The organism is Nesterenkonia halobia, from assembly GCF_039536005.1.
In the GTDB taxonomy this organism is placed as follows: domain Bacteria; phylum Actinomycetota; class Actinomycetes; order Actinomycetales; family Micrococcaceae; genus Nesterenkonia; species Nesterenkonia halobia.
Genome location: NZ_BAAAYG010000005.1, coordinates 526,243 through 544,355, shown reverse-complemented (window position 1 = coordinate 544,355; position 18,113 = coordinate 526,243). Strand labels below are relative to the sequence as shown.

The 18,113-nt window shown below is 72.3% G+C and carries 17 protein-coding genes; 5 read left to right on the top strand and 12 right to left on the bottom strand.

Going from position 1 to position 18,113, the window contains the following annotated elements:
* Positions 1-418 precede the first annotated feature (418 nt).
* Genes tyrS through ABD652_RS09045 form a run of 4 tightly spaced genes read right to left on the bottom strand, consistent with a single transcriptional unit; the run spans position 419 to position 5,878 of the window.
* Positions 419-1,732 (bottom strand): tyrosine--tRNA ligase, encoded by a 1,314-nt coding sequence (gene tyrS / locus ABD652_RS09060; protein ID WP_344720434.1) that lies wholly within the window; start codon positions 1,730-1,732, stop codon positions 419-421.
* 49 nt (positions 1,733-1,781) lie between these two features.
* Positions 1,782-4,106, bottom strand: a complete 2,325-nt coding sequence (locus ABD652_RS09055; RefSeq protein ID WP_344720432.1) for a HelD family protein — start codon at positions 4,104-4,106, stop codon at positions 1,782-1,784.
* 49 nt (positions 4,107-4,155) lie between these two features.
* The gene (locus tag ABD652_RS09050; protein WP_344720430.1) at positions 4,156-4,890 is read right to left on the bottom strand and encodes a DNA-3-methyladenine glycosylase; all 735 of its coding nucleotides are present in this window, start codon (positions 4,888-4,890) and stop codon (positions 4,156-4,158) included.
* 46 nt (positions 4,891-4,936) lie between these two features.
* A complete protein-coding gene (locus ABD652_RS09045) occupies positions 4,937-5,878 on the bottom strand; it encodes a GTP-binding protein (RefSeq protein WP_344720428.1) in 942 nt (313 codons plus the stop codon).
* Between the two features lie 218 nt (positions 5,879-6,096).
* Here ABD652_RS09045 and ykgO point away from each other — a divergent pair, with 218 nt between their 5' ends.
* Positions 6,097-6,219, top strand: coding sequence for a type B 50S ribosomal protein L36 (gene ykgO, locus ABD652_RS09040; RefSeq protein WP_344720426.1), 123 nt, complete (start codon positions 6,097-6,099; stop codon positions 6,217-6,219).
* 59 nt (positions 6,220-6,278) lie between these two features.
* On the opposite strand, the gene ABD652_RS09035 is transcribed toward ykgO, so the two are convergent.
* From ABD652_RS09035 to ABD652_RS09020, 4 genes are all read right to left on the bottom strand, one after another.
* Entirely contained in the window at positions 6,279-6,989 is a 711-nt protein-coding gene (locus ABD652_RS09035; protein ID WP_344720424.1) for a lysozyme family protein, read from the bottom strand.
* Between the two features lie 110 nt (positions 6,990-7,099).
* Positions 7,100-8,566 carry an argininosuccinate lyase gene (gene argH, locus ABD652_RS09030; RefSeq protein WP_344720422.1) on the bottom strand — a complete coding sequence of 489 codons (1,467 nt, stop codon included), beginning with the start codon at positions 8,564-8,566 and terminating at the stop codon, positions 7,100-7,102.
* A gap of 3 nt (positions 8,567-8,569) precedes the next feature.
* Positions 8,570-9,808: an argininosuccinate synthase gene (locus ABD652_RS09025; RefSeq protein WP_344720420.1), complete on the bottom strand. Its 1,239-nt coding sequence runs from the start codon at positions 9,806-9,808 to the stop codon at positions 8,570-8,572.
* A gap of 133 nt (positions 9,809-9,941) precedes the next feature.
* Entirely contained in the window at positions 9,942-10,970 is a 1,029-nt protein-coding gene (locus ABD652_RS09020) for an arsenic resistance protein (protein WP_344720419.1), read from the bottom strand.
* Between the two features lie 89 nt (positions 10,971-11,059).
* Between ABD652_RS09020 and ABD652_RS09015 the strand changes: the two genes are divergently transcribed.
* The 4 genes from ABD652_RS09015 to ABD652_RS09000 all read left to right on the top strand — a co-directional run bounded on the left by ABD652_RS09015 (position 11,060) and on the right by ABD652_RS09000 (position 14,334).
* Complete coding sequence (locus tag ABD652_RS09015) at positions 11,060-11,521, top strand: ankyrin repeat domain-containing protein (protein WP_344720418.1); 462 nt, start codon at positions 11,060-11,062, stop codon at positions 11,519-11,521.
* A complete protein-coding gene (locus tag ABD652_RS09010; protein WP_344720416.1) occupies positions 11,518-11,733 on the top strand; it encodes a hypothetical protein in 216 nt (71 codons plus the stop codon). Before ABD652_RS09015 ends, ABD652_RS09010 begins: the two co-directional genes overlap by 4 nt.
* Before the next feature lie 196 nt (positions 11,734-11,929).
* A complete protein-coding gene (locus ABD652_RS09005; protein WP_344720414.1) occupies positions 11,930-13,306 on the top strand; it encodes a hemolysin family protein in 1,377 nt (458 codons plus the stop codon).
* A complete protein-coding gene (locus tag ABD652_RS09000; RefSeq protein ID WP_344720412.1) occupies positions 13,303-14,334 on the top strand; it encodes a CNNM domain-containing protein in 1,032 nt (343 codons plus the stop codon). The genes ABD652_RS09005 and ABD652_RS09000 overlap by 4 nt, the downstream gene beginning before the upstream one ends.
* 65 nt (positions 14,335-14,399) lie before the next feature.
* On the opposite strand, the gene ABD652_RS08995 is transcribed toward ABD652_RS09000, so the two are convergent.
* From ABD652_RS08995 to argB, 4 genes are read right to left on the bottom strand one after another with little or no spacing between them, the layout of a single operon-like run.
* Complete coding sequence (locus tag ABD652_RS08995; RefSeq protein ID WP_153143259.1) at positions 14,400-14,903, bottom strand: arginine repressor; 504 nt, start codon at positions 14,901-14,903, stop codon at positions 14,400-14,402.
* The gene (argF, locus tag ABD652_RS08990) at positions 14,900-15,877 is read right to left on the bottom strand and encodes an ornithine carbamoyltransferase (protein WP_344720409.1); all 978 of its coding nucleotides are present in this window, start codon (positions 15,875-15,877) and stop codon (positions 14,900-14,902) included. The genes ABD652_RS08995 and argF overlap by 4 nt, the downstream gene beginning before the upstream one ends.
* Entirely contained in the window at positions 15,877-17,136 is a 1,260-nt protein-coding gene (locus tag ABD652_RS08985; RefSeq protein WP_344720407.1) for an acetylornithine transaminase, read from the bottom strand. Before ABD652_RS08985 ends, argF begins: the two co-directional genes overlap by 1 nt.
* Positions 17,133-18,035, bottom strand: coding sequence for an acetylglutamate kinase (gene argB / locus ABD652_RS08980; protein ID WP_425574566.1), 903 nt, complete (start codon positions 18,033-18,035; stop codon positions 17,133-17,135). Before argB ends, ABD652_RS08985 begins: the two co-directional genes overlap by 4 nt.
* Between the last annotated feature and the right edge of the window lie 78 nt (positions 18,036-18,113).

Sequence of the window (18,113 nt, the reverse complement as noted above, 5' to 3'; positions counted from 1 at the left end):
CCGTCAGCAAGCAACTTCTCCATCTTACCAGACGATCACCATCCCCGCAAAACCAGTGCCAACCAGCCCGCAACGAACAACGCCGCCGCAACCACTGATCAACACCCCGTTCATCCCGGGGACACAATCAATCATAGTATCAGATTCTCAGAAGCAACAACAACGACCATTCAGTCGCCATGCCCGGCCCAGCACCCCAGAGCGACCCTTCCGGCGTCTGCCCTGTGCCCTGAGCACGGGATAAAACTTTACACACACCCCGGCAACCCGTGCAAACTCGCTGCGCGGTGACCTCGACCACATACGGAAGAAGCCGCCGGCCCGACCCGTGTGCGGGTCTGACCTGCGGCTTCTTCTCTCCCCCACGGCGGAGGGAGCGATGGTGGGCGCCTTCCCGACAGCAGAGGGCGCCTCGGGGTCATCCCCGGCGTCGAGTCACCATCGCCAGGTTCTTCTTGCCCCGGCGCAGCACCAGGTGCTCGCCGTGGAGCCACTGGTCCTCAGGTGCGGGCACCTCGCCGTCGTCGACCTTCACGTTGTTCGCATACGCCCCGCCGTCCTTCACCGTCCGGCGCGCCTCGGACTTCGACGAGACCAGGCCGGCGGCCACGAAGAGGTCCACCAGCGGCGCCTCCGGATCCACCTCGGCGTGGGGCAGCTGCTCCGCGGCCCCGCGCAGCGTGGGGGCGTCGATCTGCGAGACGTCCCCCTTGCCGAAGAGCGCCTCGGAGGCATCGATGACTCGACGGGTCTCGTCCTCCCCGTGCACCAGGGTGGTGACCTCCCAGGCGAGCCGCTTCTGCGCCGTCCGCGCCTGGGGGCGCTCGGCGACCTCGGTCGCCAGCTCCTCGATCTCCGCCCGGGTGAGGAACGTGAAGACCTTCAGCCGATCGATCACGTCGGCGTCGGCGGCGTTGAGCCAGAACTGGTAGAACGTGTACGGCGAGCAGAGCTCGGAGTCCAGCCAGATGGCGTTGCCCTCCGACTTGCCGAACTTCGACCCGTCGGCATTGGTGATCAACGGCGTGCCGAGCGCGTGGACCTGGGCATCCTCCACCCGGCGGACCAGCTCGGTGCCGGCGGTCAGGTTCCCCCACTGGTCCGAGCCGCCGGTCTGCAGCCGGCACCCGTGCTCGCGGTAGAGCTGCAGGAAGTCCAGCCCCTGCAGAATCTGGTAGCTGAACTCCGTGTAGGAGATCCCCTCCTCGGAATGCAGCCGCTTGGCGACGATGTCCTTCTTGACCATCGTGCCCACCCGGAAATGCTTGCCGATGTCCCGCAGGAACTCGATGGCGCTCATCCCCTGGGTCCAGTCCAGGTTGTTCACCATCGTCGCGGCGTTCTCGCCCTCGTCGAAGTCCAGGTAGTGGCGGATCTGGTCCTTGAGGCTGTCCACCCATCCGGACACGGTCTCCGGAGTGTTCAGCACCCGCTCGCCGCTCTGCCGCGGGTCGCCGATCAGCCCGGTCGACCCGCCCACCAGGGCCAGGGGCCGGTGCCCGGCGAGCTGCAGCCGACGCATCGTCAGCAGCTGGACCAGGTGCCCCAGGTGCAGCGACGCCGCCGTCGGGTCGAACCCGCAGTAATAGGTGACGGGCCCCTGGGCGAGGGTCTTCTCGAGCTCCTGCTCATCGGTGGAGACCTGCACCAGGCCGCGCCAGGTGAGCTCCTGCCAGATCGTCTCGAAGCTGTCGTCGATGCGCTGGGCGTCCAGCGCGGGATTCTTCTCCATGGGGCTGTTCTCCATCACCTGAGTCACGTTAGCACTCCCCCTCACGGGGTCAGTCCGCGTCCGGCGCCGCCGCGAACCCCGGAGGCAGCTCCTCCGCGGCGACCACGTGCAGCGCATGGGTCGGCCGGGTCAGGGCGACGTACAGGCTCCCGATCCGCCCGCCGGCCTCGCGGAGCAGAGCGGCCGGCTCGACGACGACCACCGCGTCGAACTCCAGTCCCTTGGCGTCGTCGGCGCCGAGCACCACGATGTCCTGGGCCAGCGAGCCGGCGCCCTCGCCGACGCGGTCACCGTAGCGGCCGCGCAGGCTGCGGCGCAGCGGCTCCACCATCGGCTCCGGCACGATCGCGGCCACCAGTCCTTCGCCGAGGCGCTCGACCTCGGCGTCGACGGCGGCGGCCGCGGACGCCTGGAGACGGTCGGCGTCGACGGACTCGACCACCGGGTCGTGCTCGCCGTCACGGACAGTGCGCAGGCTGGTGATCGGCAGGCCGTGCGCCCGGGCGACGCGCTCGGCGAGGTCCACGATGCGCCGCGGCGTGCGGTAGTTGACCGTCAGCTCCTCGACGCGCAGCCGGTCGCCGACGAAGGGCTCCATCGCCTGCGCCCAGCTCGCGGCCGCCGTCGCCGAGGACCCCTGGGCGGTGTCGCCGACGACGGTGAAGGACTTCAGCGGGCAGCGGCGCATCAGCACGTGCCACTGCATCGCCGAGAGCTCCTGGGCCTCGTCGACGACGACGTGTCCGTAGGTCCAGGTGCGGTCCACCTGGGCCTGCTCGGCCGCGGAGAGCCGACCGGCGGTCTCGGTGTTCATCGCCGCCACGCCCTCGGCGTCGAGGAAGCCCTCGATGCCCTTCTCCTCCAGCTGGGGCGCGGCGTTCTCCACCGCCTTCTGGGCGTTCTCCAGGTTCTTGTCCCGTTCGGCCTGCTGACGGGCCTCCTCGCGGCCGGCCGAGTCGTCGAGGTCGCCGAGCAGCTCGGCGGCCTCGTCCAGCAGCGGCACGTCGGAGGTGGTCAGCGGCGCTCCCGGCGCACGGCGGAGCAGCTCGCGCTCGGCCTCGTCGAGCTGCGGGGCCGCGCGCCGCAGGTACTCGGGCTTGGAGAAGAGATCCTCGAGCAGATGCTGCGGCGTGCGCGGCATCCAGCACAGGTTCAGCAGCACGCGCACGTCGCGGGAGGAGCGCACGTCCTCGGTCAGATAGCTGCGGTCGGCCTCGTTGCCCTCCGACCGCTTGTTCAGGGTCTTCTCGACCTTCTCGGCGATCTCCCGGACCATGACCTTCACGAACGTGGTCCGGGCCTCGTTGTACGGCTTGCCGGTGGCCCGGGCGCGCTCCTGGGCGCGGCGGATCATCGCCGGGGTGACCTTCGCCCGGATGCCCTCGACCTCGACGTGGCGCGGCTCGTCGATGGTCCGCTGCCGGTCGGCGACGGCGGCGGCGACGACGTCGACCATGTCCAGCCGTCCCTTGATCTCGGCGACGCGCGGGTCCTCCTCCTCGACGCCGTGGACCCCCGGATAGAGGTCGGCCAGCGAGCTCATCACCACGCCGGTCTCGCCGAGCGAGGGCAGCACGCGCTCGATGTAGGACATGAAGGTGGGGTTCGGCCCGACGATGAGCACCCCGGCGGACTTCAGCCGCTCGCGGTGGCCGTAGAGCAGGTAGGCCGCCCGGTGCAGCGCCACGGCGGTCTTGCCGGTGCCGGGCCCGCCCTGCACGACCATCACCCCGGGCATCTCGGAGCGGATGATGCGGTCCTGCTCGGCCTGGATGGTTGCGACGATGTCGCCCATCTGACCGGTGCGCCGCGCCGTCAGCGCGGCCAGCAGCGCGCCGTCGCCGTGGTTCTCGGTGGCCTCGGCGAGCATGTCGACGTCGAGCACCTCGTCCTCGATGCCCTGGACCTCGCGGCGTCGCAGCATCAGGTGACGGCGCCGCCGCACGCCGTGCCGCTCGAAGGCGGTGGCCTGGTAGAAGACCCCGGCCTCGGGCGCGCGCCAGTCGATCATCAGCCGCTGCAGGTCATCGGTGGTCAGCCCGATGCGGCCGATGTAGCGGCACTCGCCGCCGTCCAGGTCCAGCCGTCCGAAGACCAGCCGATCGTCGACGGCGTTGAGCTGGGCGAGGCGGTCCTCGTACATCGTCGCGAAGGCGTCGCGCTCCGAGATGTTCTGCATGGTGCCCACCGCGCCGGTGCTGCGCACCTGGGTCAGCTGGTCGTGCTTCTCGTCGCGCAGCTCGTCCAGCCGTCGGTACAGCACGGCGACGTAGCGGCGTTCATCCTCGAGGCCGCCCTCCAGCGGCGGCACCGGGACGTCGTGGGTGGCGGGGTGCAGCGGCTCGGCCGAGGCCGAGGAGATGGAGTCACTCATCTGGATGCGCATCTCTCATGTCCGAATACGATGACCACCCATCCTACAGTCATGCGGGTGAACCTCGGGTGACCACGTCGCCCCCGCGGGCAGCGCCGACGGCGCCCTCCGCGGGCACGTTCCGTCCCGGCCGATAGGCCGAGACGCTCGGCTCGTCGGCCAGCCGGAACCGCCAGGGGAACGCCGCTCCCCCGCCGACGCCGGAGACGCCGACCCGCGGGCCGGAGTGCACCTCGCCGACGGCGTCCGCCGGCGCGGAGAGCAGGAAGGCCGCGCCGTCGCCGAGGTCCGGCGAGACGGCGGCCTCCCCGGGCTCCGGATGCTGCCGGGCCGGGGTCAGCCGCACCGGCGTCGCGTCCATCGGCAGCGTGATCCCGAGCCCCTGGCCCAGCCGACCGGGGCCGGCGAGCAGTTTCGCGCCGGTCTCGCGGCCGCGGCGCCGCACTGCCAGCTCCCTCCCGCCGAGGACCTCTCCGGCGCGCAGCAGCACGCCGCCGGCCGTGCCCTCCGGCCCGCAGGCGAGGTTCAGGCAGCGGTGGATCCCGTAGTTGAGATAGACGTAGGTCCGCCGCGGCGGCCCGAAGAGCGAGGCGTTGCGCGCTGTGGGACCGCGGAAGCTGTGCGCGCCGGGATCCTCGCCCTGGTCCCCGTAGGCCTCCACCTCGGTCAGCCGCACCGCGACCGCGCCGTCGGCGGTGACCACCGTCAGCCGGCAGCCCAGCAGCGCCGGCGCCAGCTCGGTCGCGTGGCCGGCGAAGAGTGCGTCGAGCGTCGTGATGTCCACGTCACCAGTCTGGCAGGCCGGATGCGCGGTCGACGTCGGGGCCGGGTCAGCGGTCCGGGGCGACGTTCCAGTGCGGGAACGGATCGGCGTACTGCGACCAGGCGGCGGGCCCGGCCTTCAGCTCCTGATCGTCGAGCACCGCCTCGTCCAGCGCGGAGACCAGTCGCCGCGCGTCCATCCCCACGCTGACGATCGCCAGGTCCTGGCCGAAGGACAGGACCTCGTCGGCGTCGGCCGATCCGTCGACGGCCAGCGGCTCCAGGACCAGGCTCCGTCCAGACTGATCCCACCTCGCGAGGACGTGCGGACGCGAGGCCAGGCGACAGAAGCCCGCCGACCGGACGATCGACCCGGCGGAGCCGCGGGCGAAGAACGTCTCCAGCACGGCGTGGAGCCTGCCCGGGTGGAAGGGGCGCAGCTGCTCGTAGTGCAGCACCTCCACCGGCGCCGACCCGTCCGTCGGGGCGACCTCCCCGTTGAGCAGGCCGACCCACCCGGCTCGCGTCTGCTCCTGCCGGTACCGCGTCGGGCGTCGATGCCGCAGCGCCTCGACGACGGCGGCGTCGCCGCCCTCTCCCGAGGACCGCCGGATCGCCGCCTGCGGGCTGAGCGCCCCGACGAGGGCCTCCAGCACGAGCAGCCGGTCCTCCGCCAGGGACGAGGCTCCGGCCAGCACCACCTGCGAGGCGTACTCGATCTGCTGGACCACCAGGTCGGCCCGCCGCGCGTGGTCCTCGCCGCCCGGCAGCGGGACCAGGTCCGGCGAATCCAGATCGGCCAGCAGGTGGGCGGCGTCGACGACGCAGACCATATCGCTCAGCCGCATCGCGCCGTCCGACTCGGCGAACAGTCCGATGGCCTCCATCGCCGGCATCCCCAGCGGCAGCTCGACGACCAGCCCGGGGCCGTCGGTCGAGCGGGCCAGCAGATCCGCGGTCCGGTCGATCAGCCCGACGTCCGCCTGCACCTTCCCCGCGGGAAGCAGCACCCGTCCTTCCTGCTGAGCCAGGCGTCGGGCCAGCGCCTGTCGTTCAGGAGGACAGGAACCCACGACGGCGACGACGTCGACCGGCTCCCCGCCGCCTCCTGGGCTGCGGCTCCCGCGGTCCCGCGCCCGTCCGTCCTCCGCCGAGCACTCCATTGGCATCCCTTCCCGTCGACGCGTAGCATTATTGCTAATAATACTCATTCGCAACAGGAGGCACAATGAAGGTGCGCAACTCGGTGAAGTCGCTGAAACGTCGGCCCGGCGCGCAGGTCGTGCGCCGTCGCGGCAGGACCTACGTCATCAATAAGCGCGACCCCCGCTTCAAAGCCCGCCAGGGGTGACAGCCGGCGGATCCCGCCCGACGCCGCCGCGCACCGCACTGCGGACCTCACCGCGGGCCTCACCGCGCGGCGTCGTAGTCCTCCGCCCAGCCGGCCACTGAACGGGCGTAGCTGTCGGACTGGTTATAGGCGGCGACGGCGGCGTTCCAGCCCGAATCCTCGGTCAGATCGCCGCCGTGGGCGCAGAGATGGTCGGCGGCGGCGAGCGCCGCGTCGTCGTACTGCTGCGGGTCGGCGACGCCGTCGCGGTTCCCGTCGCGGCCGCGCCGCTCCCAGGTGGTGGGGATGAACTGCATCGGACCCACTGCCCGGTCCCAGACGTCGTCGCCGTCGAGCTCGCCGCCGTCGGTGTCGACGATCTCCCGCGTCCCCGGGCGGCCGTCGAGCGGGATGCCGATGATCTCCGGGCGGACGGTGCCGTCCTCGGTGATCTGCGAGCCCTCGTGGGAACCGTGGACGCTCTCCACCCGCCCGATGCCGGCGAGGGTGGTCCAGCCGATCCGGCAGTCCGGATGACTCTCGGCGAGGTGCAGCGACGCTCCGGCGTAGGCGGCCAGAGCCCGCTCGGGGATCCCGGTGTCCGCGGCGACCTCGGCGAGCCAGTCCGCGTCGGGCAGCTCGGCCAGCGGCGCCGCCGTCGTCCGCCCGGCCTGCTCGGCGGCCTGCAGCGGCCGGGGCTGCGGCGGAGCCTCCGGGCGGCCGGTGGGCGACGGCTCCGGCTCGGCCGGAGCCAGCGACCCGCAGCCCACCAGCGTCGCCGCCAGCAGCAACGCCGCCGCCGGCCGGCCTCCGCGCGGTCGACTGCGCAGACCGCGCCGTCGACCGCGCCGTCGGCCGCGCCGGAGTGCGCCGACCGGACCGGAACGCGCCGCCAAGCCGATCAGCTGACCGCGTCCGGGCCCACCACGCTGCCCTCCGAGGCGGCGAACGCGCGGACCGGGGCCAGCTGGCGCTTCAGCTCGGCCAGCTGCTCGCCCACGGCGGAGACGGCCGTGCCGCCCTGCGAGGAGCGCGAGTTCAGCGAGCCCAGCGTGGTCAGCACCTCGCGCACCGCCGGAGTCAGGTGCTCGGAGACGGCGGCGAGCTCGTCGTCGGTGAGATCCCAGAGCTCGACGTCGCGCGCCTCGGCGACGCGCACCGCCTCGCCGGCCAGCTCGTGGGCGACGCGGAAGGGCACGCCCTGCCGGACCAGCCATTCGGCGATGTCCGTGGCCAGGGCGAAGCCGCGCGGGGCGAGCTCGGCCATCCGCTCCGTGTGGAAGGTCAGCGTGCCGACCATCCCCGAGACCGCCGGCAGCAGCAGCTCCAGCGTGTCGACGGCGTCGAAGAGCGGCTCCTTGTCCTCCTGCAGATCCCGGTTGTAGGCCAGCGGCAGGCCCTTCAGCGTGGTCAGCAGGCCGGTGAGGTCGCCGATCAGCCGGCCGGACTTGCCGCGGGCGAGCTCGGCGACGTCGGGGTTCTTCTTCTGCGGCATGATCGAGCTGCCGGTCGAGAAGGCGTCGTCGAGCGTGACGAAGCCGGCCTCCTTGGTGGCCCAGAAGATGACCTCCTCGCTGATCCGCGAGAGGTCGACGCCGATCATCGCCGTCACCCAGGAGAACTCGGCGTAGACGTCCCGCGAGGCGGTGCCGTCGATGGAGTTCCAGGTCGCGTCGGCGAAGCCGAGCTCCTCGGCCACCCGCACCGGGTCCAGCCCGAGCGAGGAGCCGGCGAGCGCGCCGGAGCCGTAGGGCGAGACCGCCGCGCGCCCGTCCCAGTCGGCCAGCCGCTGCAGGTCGCGCAGCAGCGCCCAGGCATGGGCCAGCAGGTGGTGGCCCAGCAGCACCGGCTGGGCGTGCTGCAGATGCGTGCGACCGGGCATCGGGGCCGCGGGATGGGCCTCGGCCTGGGCGACGAGCGCGTCGACGACCTCCAGCACGCCGGAGGCGACGACTCGAGCATGGTCGCGCAGGAACATCCGCCCCATCGTGGCGATCTGGTCGTTGCGCGAGCGCCCGGCCCGCAGCTTCCCGCCCAGCTCCTCGCCGGCGCGCTCGAGCAGGCCGCGCTCCAGGGCGCCGTGGACGTCCTCGTCGGACTCCGCCGGCCCGAAGGCCCCGGAGAGCACGTCGGACTCCAGCCGATCCAGCGCGGCCAGCATCGACTCCAGCTCGGCGTCGTCGAGCAGGCCGGTGCGGTGCAGCACCCGCGCGTGGGCGCGGGATCCGGCGATGTCATAGCGGGCGAGCCGGAAGTCGAACTGCGTCGACTTGCTCAGCGCGGCCAGCGCGTCGGCCGGCCCGGAGGCGAAGCGACCGCCCCAGAGCGCGCCTTCGTTCGTCGCGTGAGAGTCCTGCTGATCAGCCATCGTTCACTGCGTCCCGATGCCGTGGCCGGAGAGGTCCGGCTTGCCGTACAGCCGCTCCTCGCGCTGCGAGGCGACCTTCGAGGAGAGTCCGTAGATGTCGATGAACCCGGGCGCCGAGGACTGGTCGAAGGCGTCGCCCTCGTCGTAGGTGGCCAGGTTGAAGTCGTACAGCGAGGTCGCCGACTTCCGGCCCTGGACCGTGGCCCGACCGCCGTGCAGCTCCAGCCGGATCTCGCCGGAGACATGCGTCTGGGTCGCCTCGATGAAGGTGTCCAGGTTCTTCTTCAGCGGCGAGAACCACTGGCCGTCGTAGACCAGCTCGGTCCAGCGCTGGTCCACGGTCTTCTTGAACCGGGCCTGCTCGCGCTCCAGAGTGACGTTCTCCAGCTCCTGGTGGGCGGCGATCAGCGCCATCGCCCCGGGAGCCTCGTAGATCTCGCGGGACTTGATGCCGACCAGGCGGTCCTCGACGATGTCGATCCGGCCGATGCCCTGGGCGCCGGCGCGGCGGTTGAGCTGGTAGATCGCCTCCAGCGGGGTGACCGTCGCGCCGTCGATCGCCACCGGCACGCCCGCCTCGAAGGTGATGGTGGCGACGTCGGGCGCCGGCGGGAAGGCCGGGTCCTCGGTGTAGTCGTAGACGTCCTTGGTGGGGCTGTTCCAGATGTCCTCGAGGAAGCCGGTCTCCACCGCGCGGCCCCAGACGTTCTGGTCGATGGAGAACGGGTTGGACTTGGTCGTCTCGATCGGCAGCTGGTGGCGCTCGGCGTACTCGATCGCCTTCTCGCGGGTCAGGGCCAGGTCGCGGACCGGGGCGATGCACTTCAGCTCCGGGCCGAGGGTCTGGATGGAGACCTCGAAGCGGACCTGGTCGTTGCCCTTGCCGGTGCAGCCGTGGGCGACGGTGGAGGCGCCGAACTGCTGCGCGGCGGCGACCAGGTGCTTGGCGATCACCGGCCGCGAGATCGCCGAGACCAGCGGGTAGGAGTCCATGTAGAGCCCGTTGGCCTTCAGCGTGGCCATGCAGTACTGCTCGGCGAACTCGTCGCGGGCGTCGGCGACGTAGGCCTCGACGGCGCCGCAGTCCAGGGCGCGCTGGCGGACGGTCTCCAGGGACTCGCCGCCCTGGCCGACGTCGACGGCGACGGCGACGACCTCGGCCCCGGTGGCTTCGGCGATCCAGCCGATCGCCACTGAGGTGTCGAGTCCGCCCGAATAGGCGAGAACAATGCGGTCGGTCATTCCACTGGCTCCTTGCGTCGTCCCGGCGGGGCGGGAGGGTGTGCGGCTCGCCGGCGATTCTACATAAATATTCGACCGTCTGCATACTCCGTGCCGCGGCTCGCCCTGCTCCTGCTGAGGCACAGTGTCACATTCACGCGGCGAGCGTCATCGCGCGCCGGCGCCGCAGCCGACCGGCCAGCAGCACCAGATGCGGGAACTCCAGCAGCATGCCGAGCACGATCGTCGCCGCGAGCACCGGATCCGGCCCCAGCGTGGCGCTGGTGAGCGCCAGCATCAGCGGCGCGTTGCGCGCGGCCCCGGAGACGCAGAGCAGCGCCGTCTCCTCGTGGCGCAGCCGGAGCCCGCGGGAGACGAGCTCGAGCAGGACCGTGCTCGCCGCGAAGAAGACGACCACGGCCGCCAGCGCCGGGGCGACGACGTCGAGCGCGCCGACCAGCTGCCCCGACCCGCCGGCGAGCAGCACCGCCAGCAGCCCGGCCAGCACCACCGGCACGGCGCGCCCGGCGCCGGCGACGAGTCGGGAGGAGAGATCGGCGGAGAAGCCGGCGGAGGGGGCGGCGCCGCGAGCTCCGGACAGCCGAGCGGCGATCAGCCGCAGCGCGACCGCGACGCCGGCCGGGACCAGCACCATCGAGACCAGGGCCGGGCCGAGCCGCTCGAGGACCCCGTCGACGGCTCCGCCGGTGGCCAGCGAGACCCAGAACGGATAGAGCGCCAGCTGGAGCCCCGGGTGCACCGGGATGAGGGCGGCGCCCAGCGCGGTGCTGCCGCCGGCCAGGCGCACGAAGCCCAGGAACCAGTCGGCGCAGGGGAAGAGCAGGTAGATCAGCACTCCGAGCCGGACCATCTCCTGCTCCGGACCGGGGAGGAACAGCCAGGACAGCCCCCAGGCCAGCGCCGGCAGCAGCAGGAAGTTGCAGACGACCAGCAGACCCAGCACGCCGAGCCCGCGCTTCGACCGCAGCGCAGCACCCCCGCCGACCGGCCGCAGCTCGAGGAAGAGGAGCGTCACCAGCAGCATGACCATCGGCTCACGGGCCGCGGCGGCGGCGTCGGAGAGCTGCGGGGCCAGCACTCCGACGGCCAGTCCCGCCGCGATGCCGACCAGCCCGAGCAGCGCCGTCGAGCGGGACGAGGACGAGAGTGCCGAGATCGTCATGGAAACCTTCACCAACGCTATTGCGAACCATTATCAGTAGATGACTCTACACAGGTCCCGCCGGGAGGGCGAACCGGTAGACTGGCGGCATGCCTCATGACGCCTCCCCCGATGCCGGGCAGCCGGACGACCAGGCGCCCGAGACCGACCAGCCGACGCCGCCGGAGCTCACCGACGAGCAGCTGGAGTTCCTCAACTCGATGTTCGACCTGGCCCGCCAGGGACGCGAGGAGGAGCTGCTCGCGCTCGTCGACCAGGGCATCCCGGTGAATCTGGCCAACTCCAAGAGCGACACGCTGCTGATCCTGGCCACCTACAACAACCACGTCTCGCTGGTCCGCGGGCTGCTGGCCCGCGACGCCGACGTCCACCGGGTCAACGACCGCGGGCAGTCGGCGCTGACCTGCGCGGTCTTCCTGCAGAACGAGGAGTCCGTGACGCTGCTGCTCAACGCCGGCGCCGATCCCCGCCACGCGGGGCAGAACGCCTACGCCGTCACCGAGATGTTCGACCTGCCGGCGATGCGCGAGCTGCTGGACTCCCGCTCGTGAGCAGCGGCTCCGACGCCGCCGCGACGCGGCGCACCGCGCACTGGTGGTTCCTCGCCGCGGCCGGCGTCGTCGTCCTCGGCCCGTGGATCCTCGGCCTCGGCGATCCGGAGCTGCCGCTGCAGCTGGTGTGCCTCGGAGCCGGGATCGTCCTCCTCGGCGTCGGCGGCTTCCTGCGTCGCCGCGAGGGTGAAGCCGCCCGCGGCCGACGCTGAGCCCGGACTCCCGCTCTGCCCGGGCTGCGGTCGGGATGCGCTATCCTGTTGCCAGTCGTCGCGCCGCGCAGGCATCGGCGATGACCGTGTGACCACCCCGTCTCGAGAGAGGTGCCGCCGCCCTCGTGGACGACCCTGACTGTCGCCCCCGCCGCACCATCGCCCCGCTCCGGGATCCCTCCGCGGAGGGTCCGCGATGACCGCCGTCCTCCTCCTGCTGCTCGGCTGCCTGCTGATCTTCGTGATCATCCTGGCCAACGGCTACTTCGTCGCCCAGGAGTTCGCCTACATGTCGGTCGATCGCCACCGGCTGCGGGCGCTGGCCGACTCCGGAGACCGTGCCGCGCAGCGCGCGCTGCGCGTCACCGGCCGGACGTCCTTCATGCTCTCCGGCGCCCAGCTGGGCATCACCGTCACCGGCCTGCTGGTCGGGTATGTCGCCGAGCCGCTGGTCGGCGAAGGGCTCGGCGAGCTCCTCGGCGGCGTCGGCGTCCCGGACGCGCTCAGCATCACCGCCGGCACCGTGCTGGCGCTGGCCGTCTCGACAGTGGTGCAGATGATCTTCGGCGAGCTCTTCCCGAAGAACTACGCCATCGCGAACCCGACGCCGCTGGCGCTGGGCCTCTCCCGCTCGACGACCTGGTACCTGGCCGGGTTCGGCTGGTTCATCGCGCTCTTCGACCGCTCCTCGGAGCTGCTGCTGAAGCTGGTGGGCATGCGCCCCGTCGAGGACGTCGACTCCAGCGCGACGGCGGAGGATCTCGAGCGCATCGTGGCCGACTCGCGGGCCAGCGGCCATCTGCCCGAGCAGATGTACCTGGCCTTCGACCGCATCCTCGACTTCCCCGACCAGGACGTCGAGCACGCCATGATCCCGCGGTCCCGCACCGGGTACGTCGCCCCGGGGACCACCGTCGGCGACGTCCGGACGATGATGGCCGCCGAGCACACCCGGTATCCGGTGATCGACGCCGACGACCAGCCCGTCGGCATCGTGACCATGCTGGACGTGCTCGCCGGCGGCGTCGACGACGCCGAGCCGGTGACGACGGTGATGCGCGAGCCGGTCATCCTCCCGACGCTGATGCGCCTGCCGGAGGCGGTGCGGACGCTGCGCGAGCAGCGCTCGCAGCTCGCCTGCGTCATCGACGAGTACGGCGGCTTCGTCGGCGTGGTCACCCTCGAGGACCTCGGCGAGGAGATCTTCGGCGACATCACCGACGAGCACGACGCCGAGCCGCCGCCGCTGGCCGAGGCGACGGGCGAGGACCGCTGGCGGGTCGACGGCGAGATCGCCCTGGACGAGCTCGAGCGCGCCGTCGGGCACGACGTCCCCGACGGCGACTACGAGACGCTCTCCGGTCTGCTGATCGATCAGCACGGAGGTCTGCCCGACGTCGGCGACCGGGTGCTGATCGACCTGCCCGCCGAGCCCGGCGACTACTCCGCCGACGAGCCCCCGCCTCACCGTCGCCTGGAGGTCACCGTCGTCAGCCTCGAGCGTCACGTGCCGTCCGTCGTCGAGCTGTCGGTCCATGAGGACCGGAACGCGGAGCAGGAGCAGGACCGATGACCGCATGGATCGTCCCCACCGTCGCCACGCTCGCGATCATCGCGCTCTCGGCGTTCTTCGTCGTGCTGGAGTTCTCCATGCTGGCCGCACGGCGGCACCGGCTCGAGGAGGCCGCCGAGACCAGTCGCTCCGCCCGGGCGGCGCTGCGCGGACTCAATGAGCTGACCGTCATGCTCGCCGCCGCGCAGCTGGGCATCACCGCCTGCACCTTCGCCCTCGGCGCGGTCAGCAAGCCGGCCGTCCACCACGCGCTGACTCCGCTGCTGGAGGCGACGGCCCTGCCGCTGTGGGCCGCCGATGCGGTGTCCTTCACCGTGGCGCTGCTGCTGATGACGTTCCTGCACCTGGTCGTCGGGGAGATGGCGCCGAAGTCCTGGGCCATCGCCCATCCGGAACGATCCGCGCGACTCGTCGCCGTCCCGGCCCGCGCGCTGGCCCGGCTGCTCCACCCGCTGCTGAGCGTGATCAACGGTCTCGCCAACCGGCTGGTCTCCGCCGCCGGGGTGGAGCCGGTCGACCGGGCCGCGGTCGGCGGCTACGACTCCGAGACCATCCACCAGCTCATCCGGCACTCGACCGACGCCGGCGCGCTCGACGAGGCCTCCGGCGGCCAGCTCACCCAGATCATCGCCCTGGAGACGCTGCCGGTCGAGGAGGTCAACGCCGGGCGCCGCCGGTCCGGCACCACGTCCCTGCCCGCGGGGGCGACGATGGCCGACGTCCAGCGCGCCGCCGCGCAGACGGCGCATCTGCGGATCCTGCTCGACGGCGACCGCCCGGCGGACGATCCGCGCATCGTCCACGTCCGCGACACGCTCACCGCCGATCCGCAGGATCCGGCCGTCGAGGTCTCGCGGCCGACGCTCGTGCTGCCGCCGGGCACGCCCGCCCCGCAGGTGCTGCAGCGGATGCGCGAGACCGGCGAGCAGCTGGTCGTCGTCCGGACGGAGGGACGCCCGCTGACCGGAGTGGTCACCTGGAACGACATCCTGCGTCGTGTCTGGCCCGAGTCGGCCCGGCAGACGTAGCCCGGCAGATGCAGCCCGGCAGATGCAGCCCGGCGACGGCGGCCGGCCCGGTCAGGAGACGCGGCTCAGGAACGGCCCTCGGCGAAGCCGTTGAAGCGGGCGGCGACCGCCTCGCCGCCGACGGGGTCGGTGGTGACCAGCATGATCGTGTCGTCGCCGGCGATGGTGCCCAGCACGTCCTCCAGCCCGGCGTGGTCGACGGCGCTGGCCAGGAACTGCGCGGCCCCGGGCGGAGTCCGCAGGATGACCAGATTCGCGCTGGCCTCCGCGGAGACCAGCAGATCACGGCAGAGGCCCACCAGCCGCGCCGTCGTCGCCGCCTCGGTCTGCTCGGCCTGCAGCTCGCGCTCATGGCCTTCGCCGGGCACTGCGTAGATCAGCGCGCCGTCGGCGCCGCGGACCCGAGCCGCGCCGATCTCCACGAGATCGCGCGAGAGCGTGCCCTGGGTGACCTTCAGCCCCTCGTCGGCGAGCTCCTGGGCGAGCTCGCCCTGCGAGCGCACACTGTGCCGGCTGATCAGCTCGCGGATCTTCGCCTGGCGCGCCGTCTTGGTCGCCGGAGCGGTCATCGCCGCTCCGCCGCGCGGACCTGGGAGACGGTCTGCTCGTCGGCCCGTCCGGACTCCACCAGCAGCCAGGCCATCAGCGCCTTCTGCGCATGCAGACGGTTCTCCGCCTCGTCCCAGACCGCCGACTGCGGCCCGTCGATGACCTCGCCGGTGATCTCCACTCCTCGATACGCCGGCAGACAGTGCAGCACCAGGGCTCCCTCGGCGGCCTGCGCCATCGCCGCGGCGTCCACGCGGTAGTCGCCGAAGAGCCGCAGCCGCTGCTCCTTCTCCTCCTCCTGACCCATCGACACCCAGGTGTCGGTGGCGACGACGTCGGCGTCGGCGAGCGCGACGGCCGGGTCGGCGGTGATCGTCGCCGAGCCGCCGGTGACCGCGGCGCGCTCCTCGGCGGCGGCGACGATCGCCGGATCGGGCCGGTGGCCGTCGGGGCCGGCGATGCGCACATGCATCCCGGCGTTGACGCCGGCGAGCAGATAGGAGTTGGCCATGTTGTTCGCCGCATCGCCCAGATAGGCCAGCGAGCGGCCGGACAGCTCGCCGAGCTGCTCGCGGACGGTGAGCAGATCCGCCAGCAGCTGGCAGGGGTGGTAGTCGTCGGAGAGCGCGTTGATCACCGGGGCGGCGGAGTGCGCGGCCATCTCCTCCAGGCCGGACTGCGCGTAGGTGCGCCAGATGATCACCGAGACCATCCGCTCGAGCACGCGGGCGGTGTCGGCGATGGACTCCTTGTGGCCCAGCTGGGACTCGCCGGGGTTGATCACCAGAGGCGAGCCGCCCAGCGCGGAGATCCCGGCGGAGAAGGAGAAGCGGGTGCGCGTGGAGGTCTTGTCGAAGAACACCGCGGCGGTCTGCGGGCCGGCCAGGGCGCGGATCGCGTAGGGATCGGCCTTCATCCGCGCCGCGAGGGTGAGCACGCGGTCGAGCTCCTCGGGGGCGAGGTCGAGGTCCGAGAGGAAGTGGCGGGTGCTCATCAGTTCTCCTTCGCGGCGGCGAGCAGGGCGGGCAGGGCCTCGACGAAGCGCAGCACCTGCTCCTCGGCGATGTTCAGCGGCGGCGCCAGCCGCAGCGTGGTCGGCCCGGTGGCATTGATGATGAAGCCGGCCTCCAGCGCGGCGGCGACCACCGCCGGGGCCAGTCCGGCGGCCGGGGCGCGCTGCGCATCGGGCTGCAGCTCGACGCCGAGCAGCAGCCCGGCGCCGCGGACTTCGGCGACGCCGTCGACGGCGGCGAGCGCGGCGGCCAGCGTCTCGCCGACGGCGCGGACGTGCGCCAGCAGCCCTTCCTCCTCGATGCCGGCGATCGTCGCCAGCGCGGCCGCCGTGGCCGGCGGGTTCCCGCCGAAGGTGGTCCCGTGCTGGCCGGCGGCCAGCAGCGCCGAGACCTCCTCGCCGCGGGTGATCAGCGCCCCGATCGGGAAGCCGCCGCCGAGTCCCTTGGCCAGCGTAACGGCGTCGGGGTCGACGCCGGCGGAGGCGAACCAGGCGCCGGTCCGGCCGACGCCGGTCTGGACCTCGTCGACGATCATCAGCGCCCCGGCCTCCCGCGTGATCGCGCGGACGGCGGCGAGATAGCCCTCGGGCATCGCGCGCACCCCGGCCTCGCCCTGGATGGGTTCGACGACGACGGCGGCGACGGTCTCGTCGACGGCGGCGCGCAGCGCCTCGACGTCGCCGGCTGGCACATGCTCCACCCCGGCGGGCATCGGCTCGAAGGGCTCGCGCTGGGCGGGCTTGCCGGTCATCGCCAGCGCACCCATGGTCCGGCCGTGGAAGCTGTCGTCCAGCGCGATGATCCGCGGCCGCGCGGCGCCGCCGTGGCGACGGGCCAGCTTGAAGGCGGCCTCGTTGGACTCGGTGCCCGAATTGGTGAAGAACACCTTCGACCCCTCCGGCGAAGCGGAGAGCCGCAGCAGCGTCTCGGCCAGCGCGACCTGGGACGGGCTGGTGAACAGGTTCGAGATGTGGCCCAGCGTGGCGACCTGCTCGCCGATCGCCGCCGTCACCCGCGGATGGGCGTGGCCCAGGGCGTTGACCGCGATCCCGGCCAGCAGGTCCAGGTACTCGCCGCCGTCGGCGTCGACGACAGTGGCCCCGGAGCCGCGCACCAGCACCCGCTGCGGGGTGCCGAAGACGCCCAGCAGCGCGTCGCGGTAGCGGCCCAGCAGCCCCTGCGAGCTCGCCTCGGCAGAAGCGGCGTCGGCGGCGTCTGCAGCATCAGTGGTCTCGCTCAACGGTCCTCCTCCGCATCGGGCACGACCTGGGTGCCCACGCCTTCAGTGGTCACGACCTCCAGCAGCATCGAATGCGGCTCGCGGCCGTCGACGATGTGCGCCCGCGGCACCCCGCCCTCGACGGCGGAGAGCGCGGCGGTCATCTTCGGGATCATCCCGGCCTGCAGGTCGGGCAGCATCTCCTTCAGGTCGGAGGCCGCCAGCGAGGAGATCAGCGAGGAGCGGTCCGGCCAGTCGGCGTAGAGCCCCTCGACGTCGGTGAGCATGACCAGCTTGGCCGCCCCCAGGGCCGAGGCCACGGCGGCGGCGGCCAGGTCGGCGTTGACGTTGAGCACCTCGCCGGTCGGCCGCCCGGCGGCGTCGAACTCCGGGGCGATGGTGGAGATCACCGGGATGCGCTTGGCCGCCAGCAGGTCCTGCACGGCGTCGGGGTTGACCCCGGTGACCTCGCCGACCAGCCCGAGGTCGACGTCCTCGCCGTCGACGGTGACCTGCTTGCGCACTGCGCGCAGCAGCGCCGCATCCTCGCCGGAGAGGCCGACGGCGTAGGGTCCGTGCGAGTTGATCAGGCCGATGAGCTCGCGGCCGACCTGACCGGTGAGCACCATGCGCACCACGTCCATGGCCTCCGGCGTGGTGACCCGGTAGCCGCCGCGGAACTCGGACTCCACGCCGACGGCCTCGAGCATCGTGTTGATCTGCGGGCCGCCGCCGTGGACGACGACGGGGTTGACGCCGACGTGCCGCAGGAAGACCACGTCCTCGGCGAAGGCGCGGCGCAGCTCGTCGTCGACCATGGCGTTGCCGCCGTACTTGATGACGATGGTCTCGCCGGCGAACTTCTGCATCCAGGGCAGCGCCTCGATCAGCGTGGCCGCCCGCGCGCCGGCGGCGGCCAGCGGGTCGGACTGCCGCGGCTGGTAGCTCGAGGAGGTGGGGTTCACAGGGGTCCTCACGATGGGTCTGGTCGGCGGATC